The organism is Candidatus Polarisedimenticolia bacterium, assembly GCA_035764505.1.
Taxonomy (GTDB): Bacteria; Acidobacteriota; Polarisedimenticolia; order Gp22-AA2; family AA152; genus AA152.
Map to the genome: position 1 here is coordinate 1 of DASTZC010000247.1, position 23,176 is coordinate 23,176.

The 23,176-nt window shown below is 67.0% G+C and carries 15 protein-coding genes; 7 read left to right on the forward strand and 8 right to left on the reverse strand.

The window, feature by feature from the left end; genetic code table 11:
• Positions 1-62 precede the first annotated feature (62 nt).
• From VFW45_16090 to VFW45_16105, 4 genes are all read right to left on the reverse strand, one after another.
• Positions 63-1,808: a CRTAC1 family protein gene (locus tag VFW45_16090; protein ID HEU5182307.1), complete on the reverse strand. Its 1,746-nt coding sequence runs from the start codon at positions 1,806-1,808 to the stop codon at positions 63-65.
• Positions 1,805-3,034, reverse strand: coding sequence for a tetratricopeptide repeat protein (locus VFW45_16095; GenBank protein ID HEU5182308.1), 1,230 nt, complete (start codon positions 3,032-3,034; stop codon positions 1,805-1,807). The genes VFW45_16090 and VFW45_16095 overlap by 4 nt, the downstream gene beginning before the upstream one ends.
• On the reverse strand, positions 3,031-4,866 hold the full coding sequence (locus VFW45_16100) for a sulfatase (GenBank protein ID HEU5182309.1): 1,836 nt from the start codon (positions 4,864-4,866) through the stop codon (positions 3,031-3,033). The genes VFW45_16095 and VFW45_16100 overlap by 4 nt, the downstream gene beginning before the upstream one ends.
• A gap of 92 nt (positions 4,867-4,958) precedes the next feature.
• On the reverse strand, positions 4,959-5,981 hold the full coding sequence (locus tag VFW45_16105; GenBank protein HEU5182310.1) for an SGNH/GDSL hydrolase family protein: 1,023 nt from the start codon (positions 5,979-5,981) through the stop codon (positions 4,959-4,961).
• A 129-nt stretch (positions 5,982-6,110) separates the two neighbouring features.
• On the opposite strand from VFW45_16105, the gene VFW45_16110 reads away from it, so the two are divergent.
• From VFW45_16110 to VFW45_16135, 6 genes are all read left to right on the forward strand, one after another.
• Complete coding sequence (locus VFW45_16110) at positions 6,111-8,126, forward strand: arginine--tRNA ligase (GenBank protein ID HEU5182311.1); 2,016 nt, start codon at positions 6,111-6,113, stop codon at positions 8,124-8,126.
• Between the two features lie 221 nt (positions 8,127-8,347).
• On the forward strand, positions 8,348-10,174 hold the full coding sequence (locus VFW45_16115) for a hypothetical protein (GenBank protein ID HEU5182312.1): 1,827 nt from the start codon (positions 8,348-8,350) through the stop codon (positions 10,172-10,174).
• Positions 10,171-12,435, forward strand: a complete 2,265-nt coding sequence (locus VFW45_16120) for a hypothetical protein (GenBank protein HEU5182313.1) — start codon at positions 10,171-10,173, stop codon at positions 12,433-12,435. The genes VFW45_16115 and VFW45_16120 overlap by 4 nt, the downstream gene beginning before the upstream one ends.
• A 36-nt stretch (positions 12,436-12,471) precedes the next feature.
• A complete protein-coding gene (locus VFW45_16125) occupies positions 12,472-14,112 on the forward strand; it encodes a peptide-binding protein (GenBank protein ID HEU5182314.1) in 1,641 nt (546 codons plus the stop codon).
• A gap of 22 nt (positions 14,113-14,134) precedes the next feature.
• The gene (locus tag VFW45_16130) at positions 14,135-15,130 is read left to right on the forward strand and encodes an ABC transporter permease (protein HEU5182315.1); all 996 of its coding nucleotides are present in this window, start codon (positions 14,135-14,137) and stop codon (positions 15,128-15,130) included.
• Complete coding sequence (locus VFW45_16135; GenBank protein HEU5182316.1) at positions 15,114-16,175, forward strand: ABC transporter permease; 1,062 nt, start codon at positions 15,114-15,116, stop codon at positions 16,173-16,175. Before VFW45_16130 ends, VFW45_16135 begins: the two co-directional genes overlap by 17 nt.
• Here the strand turns inward: VFW45_16135 and VFW45_16140 are convergent.
• The 4 genes from VFW45_16140 to VFW45_16155 form a co-directional block, all read right to left on the reverse strand.
• On the reverse strand, positions 16,107-17,174 hold the full coding sequence (locus tag VFW45_16140; GenBank protein ID HEU5182317.1) for a sensor domain-containing diguanylate cyclase: 1,068 nt from the start codon (positions 17,172-17,174) through the stop codon (positions 16,107-16,109). The genes VFW45_16135 and VFW45_16140 overlap by 69 nt on opposite strands.
• Positions 17,171-18,001: an ATP-dependent sacrificial sulfur transferase LarE gene (gene larE / locus VFW45_16145; GenBank protein HEU5182318.1), complete on the reverse strand. Its 831-nt coding sequence runs from the start codon at positions 17,999-18,001 to the stop codon at positions 17,171-17,173. Before larE ends, VFW45_16140 begins: the two co-directional genes overlap by 4 nt.
• Before the next feature lie 34 nt (positions 18,002-18,035).
• Positions 18,036-18,590: a biotin transporter BioY gene (locus VFW45_16150; protein ID HEU5182319.1), complete on the reverse strand. Its 555-nt coding sequence runs from the start codon at positions 18,588-18,590 to the stop codon at positions 18,036-18,038.
• A 65-nt stretch (positions 18,591-18,655) separates the two neighbouring features.
• The gene (locus tag VFW45_16155; protein HEU5182320.1) at positions 18,656-18,919 is read right to left on the reverse strand and encodes a hypothetical protein; all 264 of its coding nucleotides are present in this window, start codon (positions 18,917-18,919) and stop codon (positions 18,656-18,658) included.
• A gap of 153 nt (positions 18,920-19,072) precedes the next feature.
• On the opposite strand from VFW45_16155, the gene VFW45_16160 reads away from it, so the two are divergent.
• On the forward strand, positions 19,073-23,176 hold a 4,104-nt coding region (locus VFW45_16160), incomplete at its 3' end, for a hypothetical protein (GenBank protein ID HEU5182321.1).

A 23,176-nucleotide genomic window follows, 5' to 3' on the forward strand; every position in this document is an offset into this window, starting at 1 on the left:
CAGCATGACGCTGTCGGCCCAAGGCCAGGACGCCGCGCCGCGCGACTGAGGCGCGCGCCACGCTACTTCTTCCTCCAGGCCGCGCCGGCCGGCGCGGCGCGGGCGCTGCCCGAACCCTCCTGCAGCAGGTAATAGCGGTCCACCTCCGGGATCGCGAACGACTCGGCCTTCCCTCCCGGCCAGCGCACCTCCACCGTCCGGGGCTGCGCCTCCTCCCCCAGCCCGAAGAGCAGGACCGAATCGCTCTGTGAGAGATAGCTGCTGGCGCTGCGTCTCTCGGCGTAGAGGACCCGCCCCCCCGCCGGGACCCGCACCACGGCACCGAGAGCGTCGCTTCCCTTCCTGCCGGCCAGGCCGAGCGCCAGGTAATTGCGGTTGTGCCGCTCGGAGTCGTTGCGCAGCAGGTGCGCCGGCAGGTTGTTCGAGGCGATCGCCAGGTCGGGATCGCCGTCGTGATCGAAATCCAGGACGGCGGAACCGCGCCCCACGTCCTTCAGCAGGAAGTAGTCGCCCGATCCCGCCGACACGTCGCGGAACCGGCAGCCTCCCAGGTTCTCGAACATCATGGCCGTCTGCTTGTACGTGATGGTGTCGGAATAGAGCTCGACGTTGTCGAGGATGTGGCCGTTGCTGACGAACATGTCGAGGTCGGCGTCCAGGTCGGCATCCAGGAAGTCGGTCCCGAAGCCGAGGGCGAGCAGGCTGGGGGCGCCCAGGCCGGAGGCGTAGCTCTCGTCGGCGAAGAGATTCGACCCGAGGTTGCGGTACAGCGAGTTGGTCTCCTGCGACAGGTTGGTGACGAAGACCTCCTCGCGCCCGTCGCCGTCGCAATCCCCCGCCGCCACCCCCATTCCGGCCTGCGGCATCCCGTCCTCGCTCAGCGCCGCCCCGGCCTTGCCGGCAATGTCCGTGAAAGTGCCGTCGCCGTTGTTGTGATACAGGAAGTTCGGGGTCGAGTCGTTCGCCACGTAGAGGTCCACCCATCCGTCGGCATCGAAGTCACCCCATACGATGCCCAGTCCCTTCCCCGAAGGATCGGCGATGCCCGCCTTCCGGCTCACGTCCTCGAAGCGCCCGCCGCCCAGGTTGTGGTACAGGACGTCGGGCAGGCCGCTGTAGGTCTGCGGGTGGCAGTAGGTGCGGTACCCCGGCTTCATGTCGCCGCAGTAGACATTGTTCTCGGGCGTGAAGTCGACGTAGTTGACGATGTAGAGATCCGGGAGACCGTCCCGATCGTAGTCGCCGAACGCGGCGCTGGTCCCCCAGGATGCATTGCGGATCCCGCCGGCGGCGGTCGCGTCGGTGAAGGTGCCGTCGCCGTTGTTGCGGAACAGCGTTTCGCGGCGATACGCGGTGACGAAGAGATCGGCGTCGCCGTCGTTGTCGATGTCGGCGCTGGTGCATCCCATGCCGTAGCCCGTCGCCGCGACTCCGGCACGGGTCGTGACATCCTCGAAGGTTCCGTCGCCCCGGTTGCGGTAGAGCACTGAGCCGGCCGGCGGCGTGCCCGGCCGCGCGCGCAAATCGCCGCTCTGCACGAAATAGAGGTCTCCCCAGCCGTCGCCGTCGAAATCGAGGACGCAGACTCCCGATCCCATCGTCTCCGCCATGTACTTCTCGGGCGATGCGCCGCTGCGATGCACGAATCTTATCCCCGCCTGCCGGGAGACCTCCTCGAACCGGAAAGGCGAGGGCGCCGGCTTCGCCTTGGGCGCGGAGGCTGACCCAACCGGCGGCGCCGGGCCGGAATCGCCGCGGCATGCGAGCAGCCCCGCGGCCAGGAGCAAGCAGGCGAGGGCGCGCTTCACGGCGGACCGCCGCTCCCGGGAAGAGGCGCCAGCGGCCCTCCCGGTGAATTGGCCTGCAGGCGCTGGTAGGCGTCGCGCTCCGCCTCGAACTCTTTCTGTTTTCCCTGGGAGAGATAGATCCCCGCGAGAAAGTAGTGCGGCTCCGGGGCGCGCGGGTTGACCTTCGCCGCCCGCTGCAGCAGCTCGATGGCGGCCGGCAGGTCCTCTCGCAGCGCCTGGACCCGTGCCAGCTCGGTCAAGGCGAAATCGTTGTCCGGCTTGATGCTCAGCGACGCCTCCAGCGACTGCCGCGCCTCGTCGAGGCGGCGCATCGCCAGGAAGACGGAGCCGGCCTGTGCCAGGGTTTGCGGATCGCGCGGCGCCAGCTCGAGCATCTTTCTGAAAAGCTGCAGCGCCTCCTCCAGGCGTCCGGCTTCGTAGGCCTCGATCGCCTTGGCGCGCATCGGGTCCAGCCGCCGCTTCGACGACTTGCGGTCGTACAGCTCCTGGAAACGCTGCATCGCCGCCTGCGCATCGGATGTGCGGCCCATCCGCTCGTAGACCTTGGCCAGGTTCCCCACCGGAGATTGGGCGTTGGGGTCCAGCGCTTCGGCGCGCTCCAGCGCCGCCGCTGCGGCCGGCAGGTCCCCCGACTGCAGGAGCGCCAGCCCCAGCGCCGCGAAGCCGGAGGCATCCTGCGGCTCCAGGCGCACCGCCTCCTCGAGATCGGAGACGGCCCTTTTGAGGTTTCCGTCGCGGTAGGCCGTGATCCCCGAAAGTCGCAGGACCGCCGCGGAGGGGCGGGGAGACTTCAGCAAAGCCTCGCAGGCCTCCCGCGCCGCCGGCAGATCCCCGGCGTCCAGGAGCAATCCGGCGAGCGCCTCGCGGGCCCGCCAGGCGTCTTCCGGCGCCGTCTCCTTCGATTCGGACAGCTCCTGCAGCAACGTCCGCGCCGCCGCGAACCGATCTTCACGCCGGTAGGCTTGTGCCAGGGCGAGCGAGGCGGCCGCGGACCCGGGATCCAGGCGGTGGGCCTGCTCCAGCGCCTGCATCGCCTCCTGCCCCAGATCGTCGGAGAGAAAGCGCAGGCCGCGCTGGACGAGAGCGTCGCTTTCGCGCCGCTGTGCCGGATTGCCGCCGCCAGCGCGGCCGCCGTCGGAATTCGATCCGCCGCAGCCCGCGAGCAGGAGCGCAAGGAACGCCGCGGCCGTGAGACGGAAGAGGCCTGATGTGCGGGAACGAATCACTGCACGTAGCCGAGAGAGCGGAGCTGCTCGCGCAGCTCGGGAGCCAGCTTGCCCGGGCCGGAGCGCGCCGGCCGGAACACCGCCTCGACGCGGCGCCACAGGGCTTCAAGCGGCTCACCCGTGCGCGACGCGGGCAGCGAACCCAGGCTGGAGCGCTCGTGCGGGTCCAGCGACAGGTCGAAGATTTCCACCGGGCGCGCCGCCAGCTCCACGTCGCTGTTGTAGAGCTCGGGCCGCGGCACCAGGACGATCTTGAGGTCGCCTTCGCGGCGGGAGAACCGATCCGGTCCATATTCGATCGATTCGGCGACGATCGGTCGGGACTCCGGCTCCCCGCCATGCTCGAGGACCTGCGATAGGCTCCTGCCTTCCGCCTGCGACAGCCCCGGCAGCTTCGCCAGAGCGAGCAGCGTCGGCGTCAGGTCGATCAGGCTCACCGGCATGCGGATGCGCTCCCCTTCGCGCACCAGGCCGGGAGCGCTGACGATCATCGGCACGTGCAGGAGCTCCTCGTAAAGAGAATGTCCATGGCCCGGGCTCCGCCTCTCGTCGTGGTCCCAGAGGTCTTCGCCATGATCCGAAACCACGACGACAATCAGTGAATCGAGGATTCCATCCTTGCGCAGCGCCTCGAGCAGCGCCCCCACCTGGCGATCGGCCGAGACGACATCGCCGTCGTACAGGCGCTTCACGACCTCCCGCTCGGAGGGAGTCAGGACCCGCTCTCCGCGATGGATGGCCTCGAGCTCGCTCACTCCGAGCGGTCCGAGCGCGCTGCGGGACGCGGCATCCACGAAATCGGCGTGTGTGTAAGGATAGTGCACTTCATAGGTGTGAACGAAAGCGAAGAACGGGACCTTCCCCACCCCCTCGATCCAGCTCAGGGCCGCCCGGAAGATAGGCTCGGGGCCGCCTTCTTGCGTCTCGTCGTGATCCTCGTAGATCTCGAATCCCTGATCGAAGCCGAAGAAAGAGGCGACATAACCGCCGCCCGTGAATCCTCCGGTGCGATAGCCGGATTCGCGCAGCCGCTCGGCGAGGGTGGCGAGGTCGGGGCGCAGCGCTTGGTGCTCGGTGCGAGCCCCGTGGCTGTAGGGCAGCCGGCCGGTGAACAAAGAGGCGTGCGAGGGAAGGGTCCAAGGCGCGGCCGAGGTGGCCTGCTCGAAGAGCGTCCCGCGCCGCGCCAGCGCGTCGAGGCTCTCCGTCAGCGGGCGCCCGTCGCGCTGGGCGCCGACACGATCCCCGCGCAGCGTATCGAGCGATATCAGCAGGATGCTCCTGCCGGTCGCCCCTGGCGGAAGCGGCAGGCGCGGCACGACGATCTGCACGACCAGGGAGGAGAAGGCGAGCAGACCGCCGGCGGCGGCAATTGCCCGCAAAGCGGCGCGGTGTCCGACTTCCGGCCCGGCCGGCTCGAACAGCCTCCAGAGGGCCAGCGCTCCGGCGCACAGCCCGATCCCGCCGAGGATCGTCAGCGACAACAGCTTGGTGGAGTAAATATGAAGCGGCAGGAGCCGCTCGCGCCAGGGGAAGACGGCGAGATAGCCGGCGGCGCCCGCGACCAGGATCCCGGCAAGTACCAGCCAGCGCAGCGCGGCCGCGCCGCGCCGCCGGGCTTGCACGATCCCCAGGAGCAGGAGCGGCGAGACGAGCGCTCCGAAGACCGCTCCGGCGAGAGTGGCGGCGCCGAGCTTCGCGGCGGAAAGACGCAGGAAGCCCTGCTCCCAGTCCCGGCCGAGAAGGACGCCCCATCCTCCGTAGAGGAGACCCGCGATCCAGCCCGCCAGCGCGCCTTCACCCGCGGCGCCCAGGAGATGGATCTTCCGACTCAAGGAGACGACACCTCCGGTCCGAATCGCTCCACCGCGCGACAGGCGCGGGCGCGGGAAGAATAGGGAAAGCTTCCGGGCCCGTCAAACCGCCTTCAAGGCGCGGAAGGCGCCGGAAGCGGCAGGGCCCCGAGGATCGCTTCCGCCGCGAGGCGATGTCCCAGGGCATTGGGGTGATCGTCGGTCGGGGAGACGACGAGATCCTTCGGATCGCGCGTGCGGAACACCGGCAGGAGATCCACCACTCCGAAGCCTTGCGCGCGCGCCGCCCGCGCCACCTGCGCATGCAGATCTCCATAAAGGTATCCGCTCCAGGTGGTCTTCGGGGTGATCGGGAAGATTGCCACCACCACCCAGGCGCCCGCGCCGCGCGCGTCGTCCGCGATGCTGCGAAAGGCCTTCTCCACGCTGTGCCACTTGGCGCGACCGGGAGCGTGCAGGTAGCGGATGTAGTCGCCGCCTCCGTAGAACTGCACCTGCAGGGAGTTCCACCCGAGGTGGAGGAGGCGCAGCAGGTGCGATTGCCTCCACCAGGGGACCGGATCGAAGTACTTGTGCAGCGAAGGACGCGGATCGATCTCGGGATCGTTGAGGATGTAGGCGATGATGACGCCCTGGGGGCGCAGCGGCAGCGCCTTCACTTTCATCACGACGGCTTCGTCGCGGCTGGCGTATCCGACCACTCCGAGATTCAGGACTTCAACCTTCTTTCCACCGGGCGCCGGGCGTTCCCCGAGACGGTCCTGCAGGAGACTGACGAAGGTGTCGCGCTCCTCGACGCCGAATCCAAAGGTGAAGGAGTCTCCCAAGGCCACGATCCGGTACACGGCCGTGGCGTCCGGTTCCGGCTCCGCGCCGCGCATGCCGAGGTGATTGGTGCGCACGCGCATCCCCTCGAATTCTCCATCCCGGCCCGGGCGCATCTCGTAGGCCAGTCCCGGCACGGATGAGGGACGGTAGAGTGATTCCTCGCGATTCCTGCTTTTCTCGGGCTCGGGAGGCTTGAGGTACTGGACGGGACGAAAGATCCTCAGCGCGGCCTCGCAGGCGGCGAGCGCCAATAGCGTCGAGACGGCTGCCAGGAGAAGGTTGCCGGCCAGCTTCGGGATTCGGGGCAAGGGGCTCCTCTGGAAGACTCTGCAAGCGCTTCAAAGCGGCACCGACCGGCGGCCGAACGGCCCGTCTGTCCGCCGAGGCTCGTGTAATATACTCCGCTCCCTTTCACCTCCCATCTCGCGAGGGGAATCATGGAACGGATCAAGCAGCTCGTCTCCCGGCGCATCATCGATTTCGCCCGGGAGCGCTACGAGGTCGCGCTCGATCCGCCGGGGTTCCTCTATCCGCCCTCTCCCGACCTGGGGGACCTGGCGCTGGCCATCGCCTTCGACCTTGCGAAGCAGCTGAAAAAACCGCCGCGGGCGCTGGCGGAGGAGATCGGCCGGGCCCTGGATGGCATCCCCGGGCTGCGCCAGGCGGCGCCTGCCGGCGGCGGTTACGTGAATCTGTTCCTGGAGCGCCCCGCCTACCTGCGCCACCTGACGCAGGAGCTCTCGGAGCCGCCGGCGTCTCCGTCCGGCGCCAAGGTGATCGTCGAGCACACCAACATCAACCCGAACAAGGCCGCCCACATCGGACATCTGCGCAACGCCGCTCTGGGGGACACCCTGGCTCGCGCGCTGCGCTTCCTCGGCCGTCGCGTGGAGGTGCAGAACTACATCGACGACACCGGGGTGCAGGTGGCCGACCTGGTCATCGGCGTCACGCGCCTGGAGAAGCTCGACCTGCAGGGAGTGCTCGCGCTCGAGAAGGAGCTCGAGCGCCAGGGCAAGCCGCTGGATTACTGGTGCTGGGATCTCTACGCCCGCGTCACGCAGATGTACGAGGAGGAGCCGGAGCCCGCTGCCGGGACGAAGAGCCTCAAGGAGCGGCTGCGGGGCGAGACGCTGCGCGCCATGGAGGAGGGGACCTCTCCGGTGGCGCGCCTCGCGGCCCATCTCGCCGACCGCATCGTGCGGCGCCACCTGGCCACGATGGAGCGCGTCGGCGTGCGCTACGACCTGCTGCCGCGCGAGAGCGACATCCTGGCTCACCGTTTCTGGGAAGCAGCCTTCGAGCGCCTCAAATCTTCCGGCCACGTGAGCCTCGCGACGACCGGCAAGAACAGCGGCTGCTGGGTCATGGACCTCTCGGGAAACGCCGATTTCGCCAACCTGACCGAGGGGGAGAAGATCCTGGTGCGCTCCAACGGGACGGTCACCTACGTCGGCAAGGACATCGCGTACCAGCTGTGGAAATTCGGGCTGCTCGGCTCCGACTTCGAGTACCGGCCCTACCTGACCTACCCGTCGGGAGAGCTGCTCTGGGCCACGACGGGCCCGGGAGCGGGGGCGCCCGCCGAAAAGGCCGGCCCACCGGCCTTCGGCGGCGGGGAGACCATCTACAACGTCATCGATGTCCGCCAGGCGTACCTCCAGAAGATTGTCGTCGAGAGCCTGCGCCTCCTCGGGCACGAGGAGCAGGCGGGCCATTCGATCCATTTTTCCTACGAGATGGTGGCGCTGTCGCCACGAACCGCCGCCGATCTCGGAATGGCCGAGGAATCCTCCCAGGCCGGCAAGTCGTTTCTCGAGATGTCGGGCCGCAAGGGAATCGGCGTGAAGGCCGACGATCTCATCGATCACCTGACACGCCGCGCCGCCGAGGAGGTGGCGACGCGGAACCCCGATCTGCCGGAGCCGGAGCGCCTGCAAATCGCGGCCGCGATCGGAGTGGGGGCCCTGCGCTATTACATGCTGCGCTTCACGCGCAACAAGATCATCGCGTTCGATTTCACCGACGCCCTCTCCTTCGACGGCGAGACCGGACCCTACGTCCAGTATGCGGCGGTGCGCGCCGCGGGCATCCTGGGGAAGGTCGCGGCGTCATTGCAGATGAGCCCCGAGGAGCTTCTCCGGTGGGCCTCCGAGGGGAGCTTCGGCTTTCTGGAGGAGGATCCGAAAGGCGAGGAATGGGAGCTGCTGTCGCTGCTCGGCCGCCAGCGCTCGATCGTGGAGCAGGCCGTGTCCGGATTGGAGTTCTCGCTCGTGGCGAAGCATGCGTTCGTCCTGGCCCAGAAATTCAACGGCTTCTACCACCGCCATCCGGTGCTGCAGGAGCCCGATACGGATCGCCGCAAAGGGAAGGTCCTGCTCACGATACTGTTCCGGCGCCACCTGATTTCCCTCCTCGGCCTGATGGGAATCCCCGTCCCCTCCCTCATGTAGGGCTCCTCCGCAACCCTGTGGTATCATGAGCGTTGCGCGAAATCGCCCGGATCGACGACTCTCTCGATCCCGACCTCCATCTGGAGTTCGACCCGGAAATGTCCGAGCCTTCACCGCCGCCGGGCACCGGTCCGATGCTTTGGGGAAAGTGCCCTTTGTCCGACAAATCAGAGAACCCTTGCAAGATCGATCTTCGACGTCGTCGGGACCTCGCCCGCAGCGTGGCTGAGACGGCTGCCGCCTGCGGCCGCGTCCTCCTGCTCGCGGCCGCCGCCTGGATCGGGACGACCGCAGCACACGCCGACGACATCCTGCCGTTCAGCGAAGTAAAGGTGGGGATGAAAGGGGAAGGCCGCTCGGTCTTCCAGGGAAACACCATCTCCAAGGTCGGCGCCGAAGTAATCGGCACGATGGAGAACATCGCGCCGCGCCGGAACCTCATCCTGGTGAAGCTTAGCGGCGATCCGGTCGACAAGACCGGAGTGCAGGAAGGTATGAGCGGCTCGCCCATCTACGTGGACGGAAGGGTGATTGGCGCCGTGGCCTACAGCTGGTCCTTCTCCAAGGAGGCGATCGCCGGCGTCACCCCCATCGAGGAGATGATCGATATCCAGCGTCGCGGAAGCGGCAAGCCGGGACGCTCGCGCTCGGCACCCGTGCTTCCCGGCGCTTCCCCGAGCATGGCGCTGCATTCGCCGATGGAGCTGGTCCGGCACTTCGAAAACTATCTCGGCGCGAGCGGGATGCGCCCGCAAAGCCTCGCCAGCCTGCAGCCCCTGGCCACGCCCTTGCTCTTCTCCGGCTTTCCCACTTCGCTGCTGGAGCGCCTGGGACCCGACCTGGCGAGCGCGGGTCTCCTGCCGGTTCAGTCGGGCTCGGCGGGCAAGTCGGCGATGTCCGACACCGCGCTGGTCCCGGGATCGGCAATGGCCGTGAAGCTGGTGCGCGGCGATGTCGAGATCAGCGCCGTGGGGACGGTCACCTACCGTGACGGCGAGCGCATCATCGGCTTCGGCCATCCGCTGCTCAATCTAGGGCCCACGTCGCTGCCGCTGGCGGGCGCTTACGTTCACGCCCTGCTTCCGTCCCTCGCCTCGTCGTTCAAGATCGCATCCCCCTCGGAGCTGGAGCTGGGCTCGATCAGCGAGGATCGGACCGTGGGCGTGGCCGGCACCACCGGGAGCGCGCCGCGCATGATTCCGGTGAAGGTGGAGCTGTCGGGCAACACGGCGCGCCCGCAGCGCTTCACCTTCGACGTGATGGAAGACGCCTTCCTGACGCCCTATCTTCTTTATGCCTCCCTCAATGCCGTCCTGAGCAGCGCCCAGAAGGACCTGGGCGATGTCACCATCCGCCTGCTGGACGGATCGGTGATGAAGGTGGCGGGCTTCGACGACGTCAAGCTGAGCAACTTCTTCTCCGGGGACTACGCCTCGTACTACTCCTCCGGAACGGTCGCCTACATCTCCCTGCTGGTCCTCAACAATGAGTACCATCCGGCGCGCATCACCGGAATCGAGCTGAACATGGAGTATTCGGATGAGCGGCGGGTCGCCCGGGTGGAGCGTGTCTGGTGCGGGCGGGAGCGTGCCCGGCCCGGCGAGAAGATCCCGCTCACGGTGACGCTGCGCCCCTATCGCAGCGCTGAGATCACCCGGACCTTCGAGTTGACGCTTCCCGAGGAGCTGACCCCGGGCCGGGTGCTGATGCAGGTCGGAGACGGGCAGACGGTGAGCCGCAAGGAAGACCAGGCCGCCGGGGATTTCCATCCCAAGGACCTGACCCAGCTGATCTGGCTGATCAACCACATCCGGACCAACGACAAGCTCTACGTCATCCTCACCCGGCCTGACAACGGCATCCTCTTCCAGGGATCGCGCATGCCGGATCTGCCTCCCTCGAAGGCGATGGTCATGGTCCGCCCGCAGACGGAAGGCAATTACCTCCGGGTCGACTCGCGCGGCATCGCCGAGGAGTCCATCCCCACCGATTTCGCCATCGAAGGCTACAAACTTCTCAATCTCGAGGTGGAGGACCAGAATCAATGACATCGAGGCGCGCCGCCCCTTCCCGATGGATCCGGAGCGCGCTGTGGGCCTTCGTGTCCCTGGCGGCATGTGCCGGTCCCATCTTCGCGGTCGGTCCGATCGTCTGGATGCAGCAGGCCCCCTCCGACTTCGAGCGCGGCAAGCCCGACGGCGTCGCCGTGGCCGCCCGCGGCGGGTTGCTGCTGGCGCGTGCGGTCCGCGAGATTGCCGTCAAGGAGCTGCGCGAGGATGCGCAGCCCTTCCTCTGGTCCCAGGTCATCGACTCGAAGGGAAACCTCTATGCCGGCAGCGGCAACGACGGCCGCGTCTTCAAGGTCTCCAAGGGGGGTCAGGGAAGCCTGCTGCTCACCACCGGCGACCTGGCCGTGCAGGCACTGACCGTGGATGCGCGCGACAACCTCTACGTCGGCACCTCTCCGGACGGAAAGATTTACCGGGTGAATCCCGAGGGAAAGTCGGAGGTCTGGTTCGATCCGGAGGAGCGCTACATCTGGGCCCTGGCCGTGGATCGCTCCGGCAACCTGTTCGCGGCCACCGGCGAGAAAGGGATCATTTACAAGATCACCGACCAGGGAAAGGGCTCCCCTTTTTATGACAGCCCGGAATCGCACATCGTGACGCTGGCGTTCGACCGCCAGGGGAATCTCCTTGCCGGCTCTTCCGGAAAAGGGCTCCTCTACCGCATTGCCCCTGACGGGAAAGGCACGGTCCTTCTCGACACCGCTCTCAAGGAGGTCAACGCCGTCGCCATCGATCCCGCCGGCAGGATTTTCGCCTCCGCCATCCAGGCCGATTCGCAGCCGATCAAGCAGCTCCCCTCCAGCCGCACTCCGCGACTGCGCGAGGAGGCGACCCCGACCGCCTCCGGGGCGGAAGCCCCGTCGCTCGCCCAGCTGGAAGAGGAAGCCTTGCAGCCCGTGCCGGAGTTGGAGCCTCTGGGGGAGGCGAAACGTGCCAAGAGCATGCTCTATCGGGTCGATCCCGACGGCTCTTCCACGACCGTGTGGGTCTCCGAGGAAGAAACCGCCTTCTCGCTGGCGATTCCGGCCGAGCACGAGATCTATATCGGGACCGGGGACCTCGGGAAGATCCGCCGTCTCGGCGAGGACGGCAGCTCGCTGCTCGCCGCCAAGCTGCCGGGCAGTCAGGTCACCTCGCTCGTGTCTTCCTCCGACGGCACGCTGTTCGCGGCGACCAGCAACGCCGGCGGGCTGTTCGAGCTGGAGAAGGACGTCACCGAATCGGGCACCTTCGTGTCGCCTCCGCGCGATGCCGCGAGCCTGGCGCGCTGGGGGCAGATTGGCTGGACGGGGGAGTCTCCCAGCGGCAGCAAGGTGGAGGTCTTCACCCGTTCCGGCAACAGCGCCGTGCCCGACAACACCTGGAGCGAATGGTCTCCTGCCTACACCTCTCCGGGAGGCAACAAAGTGGTGAGCCCTTCCGCGCGCTTCATTCAGTGGAAGGCGCGCCTGTCGCGCCAATCGAAGGGGAACTCCCCGTTCCTGGAGTCGGTCTCCCTGACCTATCTCCCCTCGAACCTGACCCCCAAGCTCGAATCCGTCACGGTGAATCCGCCCGGGGTCATCGTCGTTCGCATGCCCCTGGCCACCGATCCCGATTCTCCCGAAACCGCCTTCTCGCAGGCGCCATCGCCCCCGGCCGGCACCGAGTTCGGCTCTCCCTTCCCGCTGCCTCCCATCGGCAAGAAGATCTTCCGCAAGGGAATGAGGTCGATCGACTGGAAGGCCTCCGACCCCAACGGCGACACCCTGCGCTACGACCTCTACTTCCGCGGGGACGGAGAAAAGGAGTGGAAGCCTCTCGTGAAAGGGTGCCTCGACACCTACTTCAGCTGGGATTCCACCCTCATGCCCGACGGCCGGTACCGGATCCGCATCGTCGCGAGCGATGCCCCTTCCAATCCCTCCAGCGACGCGCGCACCGCGGAAACCGTGGGCGAGGCATTCATGATCGACAACTCTCCGCCTATCATCGAGACGACCGTGCGGAAGGAAGGGAACGCGCCCTACGTCGAGGCCAAGGCCCTCGATTCCGCCAGCCCGGTGCGTTCCCTGGAATACTCCCTGGACGCCAGTCGCTGGGTCCTCGTCATGCCGTCGGATGGAGTCGCCGATTCGCTGTCGGAGCAGTTCAGGATCCCGCTCGAGCGCCTCGGCGCAGGGGAGCACACCCTGATGCTCAAGGCCACCGATTCGGAGGGGAACGTGGGCAGCTCGAGGGTCCTCCTCTCCGGGAGCTAGACCAGCACCGCCTCCCCCTGGAGGAACACCGGACACGTGCTCGCGCGCCCCTCGCGGACCGGCATCCTCGTCCTCGTCGCCCTTCTGGAGATTGCCTGCCGGGTCTCCGAGCCCGGCGGCGCTCCATCGTCCTCCTCCTCGTCCACGCCGGCCGACGGGGACGCGCTGATAATCCCCATCGATTCCGACCCCCCTTCCCTCGATTTCGTCAGCTGCAGCGACAGCTGGTGCCGGCTGGTGGCGCGCTTCGTGGCCGACGCCCTGGTGGACGAAGGGGAGCGGCTCGAGACCGTTCCGCGGCTGGCCGAGCGCTGGGAGTTCGCGGAGGAAGGGAGGGTTCTCGTCTTCCACCTCCGCCAGGGAGTCCGCTGGCACGACGGATCGCCGTTCACGGCCGACGACGTTCTCTTCACCTACCGGCGCACGATCGATCCCGCGTCCGGCGCTCATGCCGATCTCTTCCAGGACATCCTGGAGGTCACAGCTCCCGACCCGCTCACCGTGAAGGTGCGCTATCGCGAACCGACGGTTCTCGCGCTGGATGCGTGGAAGGTGCCGATTGTCCCGCAGCACCTGCTGGCCGCGGTGCCGGCGGGGACGAAGGACCCTGCCAGGACCCCGATCGGGACGGGCCCTTTCCGGTTCGTCCGCTGGACACGCGGCAGCGAGATCGTCCTGCAGGCGAACCCGTCCTATTTCCTGGGACGCCCGCACCTCGACTCGCTGGTTTTCCGCATCATCCCGTCGCCGGCGACACAGTTCCAGTCGCTGCTGACGGGCGACACCGACTGGTCCTCCATCCCGCCTTCGGAATGGTCCAAGACCGCGGCCTCGGCCGATTTCCTGCGGCGCTTCCGGCGCTACGAGTATCCCGCGCTGTTCGTTTATTACATCGCCTGGAACGGGAAGGGCCCGTTGTTCGCGGACGCGCGCGTGCGGCGGGCGATGACCCTTCTGCTGGATCGCTCCGGATTCCTGGCGAAAGCCAACGCCGGCGCCGGGGTGGTGGCGGCTTCGTCTTTCCATCCGAAGCAATTCGGCTACGACCCGAAAGTCGCGCCCCTTCCGTACGATCCGACGGCCGCCGCCGCTCTCCTCGACGAGGCCGGTTGGAAGCGGTCGGGGTCCGACGGCCAGCGGGTCAAGAGCGGCCGGCCGCTGAGGTTCAGCCTGCTCATCTTCCAGGGGAACCCGGTCCAGCAGCAGGTGGCCTCACTGTTCTCCGACGCCCTGCGGCGCCAGGGGATCACGCTGGACATCCGGGTCTTCGATTTCCCGGCCCTGCTCGAGCGCCTGCAGCGTCGCGACTTCGACGCGGCGTTTTCCGGCTGGGCCCTGACCACCGACCCCGACCCCACCGCCTTCTTTCATTCCGACGCCAGGCTCGGGACCTCGAACTATGCCGGCTACTCCAACCCGGAGATGGATCGGCTGTTGGTCGAAGGGCGTCATGCTCTCGATCCCGACCAGCGCCGGCGGATCTATGCGCGGGTGCAGGAGATCGTCGCCGCCGACCAGCCCTACACCTTCCTCTTCTTCCCGCTCGCCCGGATAGGAATGGACAACCGTTTCGAGGGGGTCTCCTCGGCCGGAGTGATCAGCCCCCTGAAACCCTATCCGGGGCCGCTGCGCTGGTTCGTGCCGCGGGAGCGCCAGAAGCGCAGGTCATCCCCTTGACCATGAACCGCAGTATTCCTGAATGACCGGGTACCTGATTCGCCGGGTCGCTTCCACTCTTCCCACGATCCTCGGAATCACCCTCATCACCTTTTTCTTGGTCGAGCTCCTTCCGGGAAGGGATTACGCCCTGGCGGGCGCCACGCCGGAAGGAGCGACGATCTCCCCCGTGGCGCTGGCGCAGCTGCGCGAGCGCTATCATCTGGACGAGCCGATGCCGGCGCGCTATCTCGCCTGGGCTCTCGGCTTCTTCCGCTGGGATTTCGGGACTTCGATGCTGGACGGGCGTCCGGTCCGGGAGATCGTGGCGGCGGCGGCCTGGAGGACAGGTCTGCTCAACGGATTGGCGCTGCTCTTGGCCCTGGCGGTGTCGCTTCCCCTGGGCATGCGCTGGGCGAGAGCGGGCGGGGCCGGCGAGGAGCGTCTGGGCTCCGTGGCGTTGTACTTGCTCTATGCTTTCCCGACCTTCGCGGCGGCGGTCCTTCTCCAGCATCTGTTCGCGGTCGGCCTGAAGATCCTGCCGCTGCAGGGGCTGACCAGCCTTTCCGATGCAGCCCCCCTGGCGCCGCGTGCCCTCGATCTCGCAAAACACCTCCTCCTGCCGGTGGTCTGCCTGAGCTACGGCACGCTCGCCTATCTGACCCGCTTCACGCGCTGGAATCTATCCGAGGCGATGGCGGGGCCTTTCGTTGCGGCGGCCCGGGCGCGCGGCCTTTCCGAGGGAACCCTCTCCCGCCGCCACGCGCTGCGCGTCGCGCTCCCGCCGCTCCTGGCGCTGCTCGGCGCCCTGGTCCCCGCGCTCCTCGCGGGAAGCGTGCTGGTGGAGACGGTTTTCAGCATTCCAGGAATCGGCCGGCTTTACTTCGCCGCCCTGGCGAACCGCGACTATCCGGTGGTGCTCTCTCTGGCGGCCCTCGCTTCCCTGCTCACGCTGTGCGGATCGCTCGCTGCGGAGATCCTCTGCCTGTTCGCCGATCCGCGGCTGCGGGATACGGCTCAAGATGCGCCGTCCAAGTAGCCTGCGCGCGGGCGGCGTTCTGGCCGGATCCGCCCTGGCCCTCGCGCTCCTGGCGCCGCTCCTGGCGAGCGAGGCTCCCTACCTGGCGCGAGTCGACGGCAGGCTCTGCGCTCCGATCCTTGAGCGCTCCTCGCTCTTTCGATGGGCCGGTTGTGGCGCCGGGACGCCTCGGGATTGGCGGGACCTGCGTCGCAGGCAAACGGGCGGTATCGTCCTGGACGCGCCTATCCCCTTCTCACCGGAGGCGGCTGATCTGGAGACGATCCTCCAGCCTCCGGGGCGCGTCCACTATCTCGGCACCGACTCCCTGGGGCGCGACGTTGCTGCCCGGGTCCTGCTTGGGTTCCCGGTGGCGCTCCTGATCGCGGGGCTGGCGACCTTGCTTTCCCTGGGAGTCGGGACGCTGCTCGGATCGATGGCCGGCGCCTCCGGCGGCTGGCTCGATCTGGCGATCCAGCGGCTGGTCGATCTGATGTCTTGCTTCCCGACGCTGATCCTGGCGATGGCACTCGCCGCCGCGGCGCGGCGACCCGGGCTGGCCAGCCTGGTCCTGGCCATCGGTCTCACCCGCTGGACAGGAATCGCCCGCCTGCTTCGGGCCGAGGTGGTCCGCCAGCAAGTCCAGGCCTATTGCGACGCGGCCAAGGCGGTGGGAGTTTCGCGCGTCCGGCTGCTGGTCAGGCACCTGCTGCCCAACGCCCTGGCGCCGGTGCTGGTGACCGCGGCCTTCTCGCTGAGCCAGGCGCTGCTGCTGGAGGCTGGTTTGAGCTTTCTCGGGGTGGGAGTGGCTCCCGGAACGGCCAGCTGGGGAGGTATCCTGGCGGAAGCTCAGCGCCTGGTGACTCCCGCCTGGTGGATGGTGCTGTTCCCTTCCGCGGCGCTGTTCCTGACGGTCCTGGGATGCAACCTGACGGCGGAGGGAATGCGCGAATGGTTCGACCCGCGCGCCCCACGCCCGGCGACCGAGGCGTCGGCCCTATTGCGAGACGCGATTCTTCCCCGCCTGCTTGGCCCGGTAAAGGGCCGCGTCGGAGAGCGCCAGTAAGGTCGCCTCGTCGGTCGCGTCGGCCGGATAGAAGGCCAGCCCGACGCTGACCGTCGCACGAATCCTCCCGTCGCGGCCATCGGGAAAGGATGCCTTGGCCTCGACGTCCCGGCAGAGCTTCTCGGCGACGCCGCGCGCGGCAGCCGCCTCGGTCTCCTGCAGGATGACGGCAAACTCTTCGCCGCCGTAACGCGCCAGAACGTCCGAGCGCCGCACCCCTTCACCCAGGATCTTCGCCACCCCGCGCAGCACCTGGTCGCCAATGGGGTGCCCGAAGGTGTCGTTCACACGCTTGAAATTGTCGACGTCCATCATCAGCAGCGCCATCGTCCTGGAGTAGCGCTCGGCCCGCCCCATCTCGACGCCGAGCAGCACCTTGAAGTGCCGGTGATTGTAGATGCCGGTGAGCGCGTCGATGAGTGACATCTCGCGCGTCTGGCGGTAGAGCTGGCTGTTCTCCACCGCCACCGCCGCGAGCTGGCCGCAGCGCTTCAAGATCTCGAAATCTCCGCCGGTGAAGGCCCGCTCCGACATCGATGCCAGGTTCAGCGTGCCCAGGTTCCGGTCCCGGATCAGCAGCGGCACAATCATCTCGCTGCGCATGTCGGTGCCCGAGGGGTTGTCCCGAAACCTCAGGTCGGCTGCGACGTCGTTCCGCCACAGCGGCTTGCGCTGCAGGACACACCAGCCCAGCGGATTCTCCTGGGAGAGGGGAATCTGCTTTCCCTCGGTCGGGAAGAGCGTTTCTCCCCGGCTATAGGTCAGGCGCAAGGAAAGCTGCTCGGCTCCTTCCTCGAGGAGCGCGATGCTGGCCTGATCGATGGGGATGAGAAGGCTGAGCTCGCGGGTGATCGCCCCGAGGACCCCGGGGAGGTCCTCCTTGCTCGTCAGAGCCGAGGCGATTTCGAGAAGGCTCTTGAGAAGATCCTTGCGCCCTCGCCCGCCGGCGCGCGATGCAGGCGGGCCGGCGACAAGGGGCTTCGCAACGGAGGGCTTCATCCCCGCTTTGCGGGATCGCCGGCGAACGTCGCTCCGCCGCCGGCTCTGTAGCCGTGCGGGTCGAAGGTGACGCTCGCGAAGCCGCTGGAGAGGAGGTCCGCCTGAAGCCGGCGGCGTAGCTCCGGATCGTCCAGCCGGTGCATCTCGTCCCTGGCGATCTCCAGGCGGGCCTCGCTGCCTCGCGCCCTGACCCGGAACAGCGCAAATCCGTGGGCGCGTACCCGCCGCTCCGCTTCCTCCACCCTCGAGAGGTCGTCCGCGCTGATGGGGGTTCCGTGCGGAATGCGGGACGCGAGGCAGGCCATGGCTGGCTTGTCCCAGGTCGGCAATCCCAAGGTGCGGCTGATCGCCCGGATCTCGTCCTTCCCCAACCCTGCCTCGAGCAGCGGCGCGTGCGCTCCGATTTCCTGCGCTGCGGCCAGGCCTGGCCGGATTTCCCGCAGATCGTCCTTTTGCGCCCCGTAGGCGATCACCGGGTAGCCGAGCTCGTCGGCCTCGCGCCGGAGGATGCGGAACAGCTCGGCCTTGCAGAAGTAGCAGCGTCGCTCGGAATTCTCGCGGTAGCGCGGATCCTCCATCTCCTCAGACTCCACCAGCCGGTGAGCCGCTCCCAGGGAGCGGGCCAGGGAGATGGCCTCATCCTTCTCCGATGCGGGAAGCGACGGGGAGATGGTGGTGACCGCCACCGCGCGCGGGCCCAGGACATCCACGCCGACTTTCAGGAGGAGGGTGCTGTCTACGCCTCCTGAAAAGCCGATCACCATCGGTCCAAGGCGCGCCATCCGGAGACGCAGATCTTCCAGGGACTGCTGAAGATCCGACGACATGGAGAATCCCCTGGATGCAGTTTCCATGGCCTGCTCAGGCAGCGCGCCTGCTCCTCCAGCGCGTTACGAGAAACGCGGCGAGAATTGCTTTCAGCATGTCCAGGGCAATAAAAGGAAGGACTCCTTTCTGGAAAGCCGCTGCCGGTTCGGCCAGGGCAGCGAGCTGCGCCCATCCAAACAAATGGATGATGGCGATTGCCGCCGCGAAGCCTCCGAACAGTCTCCAGAAGGCTTGTTGATCACGGGTCAGGAAGCCCGCTACCCAGGCGCCGGGAAGATAACCGAGCAAGTATCCGCCTGTCGGCCCCATGAGATAGGCCGGCCCTCCTCCGAACGCGAAGACCGGAGCGCTCGCCACACCGGCGGCGAGATAAGTCGCGACCGACGCCATTCCTCCCCAGGGACCTAGTATCGACCCCGCCAAAATGACGGCCAGGGTCTGGAGGGTTGCAGGGACCGGAGAGCCGGGAACGGGAAGCTGGACCTTGGAGGAGGCGGCAAGTATCAGAGCGAACCCCAGGGTTTTGCCCAGGAAAAGAAGGATATCCGAGACCTCGACCGGCGAAGCCGCGGGCCCGGTTCGAGCCATTCTGTTCATTCCTCCCCCCGTATTTTCGATTTACATCTCATTGAATATTTGTCACTTATAGGCAATCAAGCACTTTCCGGGCGTGAATTGTAGGTCGGTCCTTCTATCTCTGTCAATAGGCTTGAGATAGGCGAAAAAGCCTGCTGCGCGACGGAAAAATGACATAGTGACATTTTTTGCTTGACATGGCTTTCTTTCACGGTATATTCCGCCTGCCATCCAAACAGGATGCCGCGCTCTCTCTTTTGGCGAAAGCCTACAAACCAACGCTTCTTCAAGGAGGCAGCGACGCCAACCATTCCTCCAAAGTCCAGCGTCCGATGCGTCATTTTTTCCTTGACAGGTGTGTCCGTTGACCGTACATAGCGGTTTACCCACGGCGATTTTGCTGCAATTAGAAGGCTTCGAAAAGCGAATGCTTCTGTCCTCTGTCCTCAGTCTCAATCCCTACCTTTGCCATGTAACCCTTTTAGGAGGAAGTCATGCCTAGTCGTTTCACAGCACAGAGCGGCAAAGGGGCGATTCTCGTCGCCCTGGCTCTGGTGGCGACCCTCCTGGTGCCGTCCATGTACACCTGGGCGGTCAAGGGGACCAGTAAGCCTGGCGTGGACCTCTCGGGCCAGCAAGACGAGAGGGACATCGACAAGGCGGCGCTGACGTATTTCCAGCGCCTGGCTGTTCCCGACCAGGAGCGTCCTTTGGATTTGTCCCCGATTGGGACCTTCACACCCAACATTCCGCCGGTGGGTAAGCGGAAGGGTTGGGTGGAGACTCAGATCGGGTTCTTCAATCCGAAGGATGCCAAGAGCTTCGACGCTCTTCCCGCGGACCTGCGTCCGGTAGCGGCGCATGCAGCGCCCAATGGGAAGGGCATCGGAGTGGGTAGCAGCACCTCGATCATCCAGATTTCCGAAGCCGCGTTGAAGGAGAAGGGCTACAACGCCATCGACGCGCGCATCAAGGAGCTGGGCCTGGCGATTGTGGAAACACAGCAGGATCGGGCATTGACGGTGCGCGGCAATGACAAGGCGATGATGGCGGTGATGGCGGAGCCCTTCGTGGAGGCGGCCCTGCCTTATGCCCCGGCCTTCAAGCTGGACCCGTCGACCGGCCGGCAGCAGCTGCTGGACAAGACCCGGGCGAGCAAGATGGAGATAGACGTCCTGATGCGCACCTGGGACAAGAAGGACGTAGATGCGGTGCTGCAGGACCTGAAGGCGAAGCATTCGGACACCGTGAGCCTGCTGGAAGACGGGCTGACGATCCGCGCGACCCTGGACAAGAACGAGCTGAAGCGCGTGCTGCGCAACGACGCGGTCAGCATGGTCCGCGAGGTCCCGGAGTACACGCTGCAGGCGAACTTCGTGCTGCTGCAGGATCCCCCGGTGGTTCAGGTGGGAGAGTCGGAGCACACTTTCGCGGCGACCCCCTACTGGGACGCCGGCGTTGACGGCGGCGGCTGCGGCTACTGCTCGAACGCCTTCGGCACGGCCTGCACCACGGATGCCGGCTGCGTGGCGCCCGGCACCTGCGTGCACGCCAGCGCGAGCCAGTGCACCTCGTCGGTTCCGGCGGTCATCGTGGCGGTGCTGGACAACGGCGCCTCGACCGACGCCGCGACCCTGGCGCATTCGACCGCGGTTCTGACCGAGGCGGCGATTTCGGGTCTGATCGCGGGCAACAACCACCGGAAGATTCGCTCCTATCAGGTGCTGGGCGGCGACGTGGGCGTCCTCGGGACGACCTGCGACAACGTGCTGTCCGGCGGCCAGACGCACGGCAACGTGGTGGCCGGGATCATCGCCGGCAATGCCAGTGCGTTGGGCTTCACCTTCCAGAAGAACAGCAACGCCGCCTCCTTCGGCGACGTGCGGCGGATCAACCTGGACGGCTCGGCGCGCGGCGCCCGGCTGCACATCCAGGACGCCGGTCCGGCGTCGGCCTGCCCCGTGGCGGAGCTGACGGAGCGCGGCCTGATCAGCGGCCTCGGCGGGACCCTGACCGCCCGGATGAACGACGCCTACGCGACCGGCACGCGGTTGCACGTGATGCCCTTCGGTATTCCGACCTGGATCGCGACCGGGACGCCCACGGCCAGCGCGGGCACCTACACGGCCGACTCGTCGGACATCGACCGCTACCTGCTGAACAACCTGGAGTACCAGGTGTTCGTGCCGGTGGGCAACAAGGGCTTCGTCCTGTCCAACGGCCGCGACCTGATTCCTGACTTCTTCGACGGCGAGGCATCGGCGACCTCCGATCCTGCCTCGGCCAACCCGGGCGTCACCCGGCCGCTGCAGACCTCTCCTCCCGCCACGGCGAAGAACGGCGTCTCCGCGGGCTCGAGCTGCACCGACACCTTCACGATGTTCGGCGCGTTCAACGAGGAAGAGAACACCCAGAACTACACCGCCAAGGGCCCGGCGAGCGCGGCCTCGCTGCGCACCGCGCCCATCGTGGTCGGCATCGGCAACGACCGCACGCCGACCGGCGGCGGTCCGGCTCCCTACGGGATGTACACCGTGAAGTCCAAGGACAACAACCAGGACGGCACGGTCGACGCGGAGATCGACGAGCAGGCGCGCGGTACCTCTTTCGGCGCCGCCTCCCTCGCCGCCGCTGCGGCGCTGATGCAGGACTACTTCCATCAGGGCTTCTACCCGTCGGGCGACCGCATCCAGGGTGACCGCGTTCCGGTCCTCTCCGGCGCCGCGGTGAAGGCGCTGCTGGCCGCCTCGGCCAACTTCCAGGAGCAGCTGATCGGCTTGAACGCCACCACCTCCGGCATGGACGGACTCGACGCCCAGGTGGCGACGACCCGCGGCTCGGTGGTGACGATCTCCGGTACGCCGCGCGTCCTGGGGAACAACCAGCAGGGATATGGCCGCGCGATCGTGAGCCAGGTCCTGCCGCTGGTGAACTGGGCGAACGTCGGCATTCCTCCCGACGGTGCCATCACCCAGGACACGATCGAGAAGCCCGGATTGGGCCTGCTGGTTTGGGAGCACGGCGTGGATCCCGACGGTGCCGGTCCCGACACGGCCCTGGGGGTGTTCACCGGAGCGACCATCGATCATCACTTCACCGTGCTGGGCAACCAGGGCGAGATCCGGGCCTGCGTGGATTGGCCGGATCCGCCGAGCAACACCCTGGTCAACGACCTCGACCTCGAGCTGATCAGCCCCACCGGGACGATCTACGACGGCAACGTCTACAACCCGGCGAACCAGGCGGTCGGTCAGTGGGGACTGGGCCGCACGATTCCGCCCGACTTCGGTGACATCTTCAACCCGATTGAGTGCGTCCACCTGCACGACGATCCCGACAACAACCCGGCGACGAACGACAACCAGATCGTCCCCGGCGTCTGGACGCTGCGGGTGAAGCAGGGCGCGGGCGGCGCGGTTCCCGGCGCCATCTCGCAGATCAACGGCCCCAACGAAGACGCCAACGCCAACAACCGCCTGGATGCCGGCGAGGATCTCGACGCCGACAACCAGCTGGACAAGGGCGGGCAGGTCTTCGCGGCGGTGGTGTCCGGTCCTCTGGTGGCCACCAAGGACGGCTCGAACCCGGCCTACTTCACCGACTATCCGGCCAGCATCGCCCGGCTGGACAAGATCCGCTACAGCTGCTCCGATGACGCCTCCGTCTTCATCCTGGACGGCGACGCCTCGGCTGACACGCTCGTCACCTTCGTCACGGCGCGCGTGCTGAACGCGGCCGGCGTTCAGGTCGACAGCGAGTCGAACATCGAGTTCGGCGGATCGAACTCCATGTTTACCTCGGGAGCGATCCCGGTCCGCTTCGGGACCACCGGCACCGCCGACAACGGCGTGCTCGAAGGCGACACCGGCTACACCATCGAGGTGAGCTACGCCGACCAGACCGCCAACTCGCGCACCGCAGTGGCCCGCGCTCCGATGAACTGCGATCCGAACTTCATCGGCGGCGTCTTCGGGAACCCTGGAGAGCGCAACAAGTCGGACCTGGTGTTCGGCGGCTGCGACAACGACCAGTTCTTCGACAAGAACGAGATCGTGACCTATTCCGTCGCGGTGGTGAACAACGACCTGTTCGACCAGTACACGGACGTCACGGCCACCCTGCGCGCCTGCGCCGTTCCGTTCGTCGGCGGGACCTGCGGCACGCCTTCGACGGTCCTGACGGTTCTCGACAGCCCGAAGAGCATCGGCCGCATGCCGGTGGGGCAGCCCGAGGCGGTGAGCTTCACGGTGCAGGTCAGCGCCACTCCCCTGGCGCAGGGCCCCCGCGTCTTCCTGCGGGTGGACCTGAGCCAGACCAGCGCCGCGAAGGACCTGAGCCGCCTCACCTTCGAGTTCGTCCATGCCATGGGGGCCGACCGGCAGAGCCTGCACTACTCCACCGATTATCCGAACGGCAGCGGCAGCATCACCCGCGACCTGAACCGCTCGCTGGTGATCGAGCCGAACGACCGTCCCGGACTGACCCTCGGCTTGCTCGACGAGACGATAAACTTCAGCACGCTGTTCTTCACGGATCCCTCGACCGGCCGGATCAACAACCAGATCCAGGCGGGCGACGAGGCCTATCCGGCTCTGGGC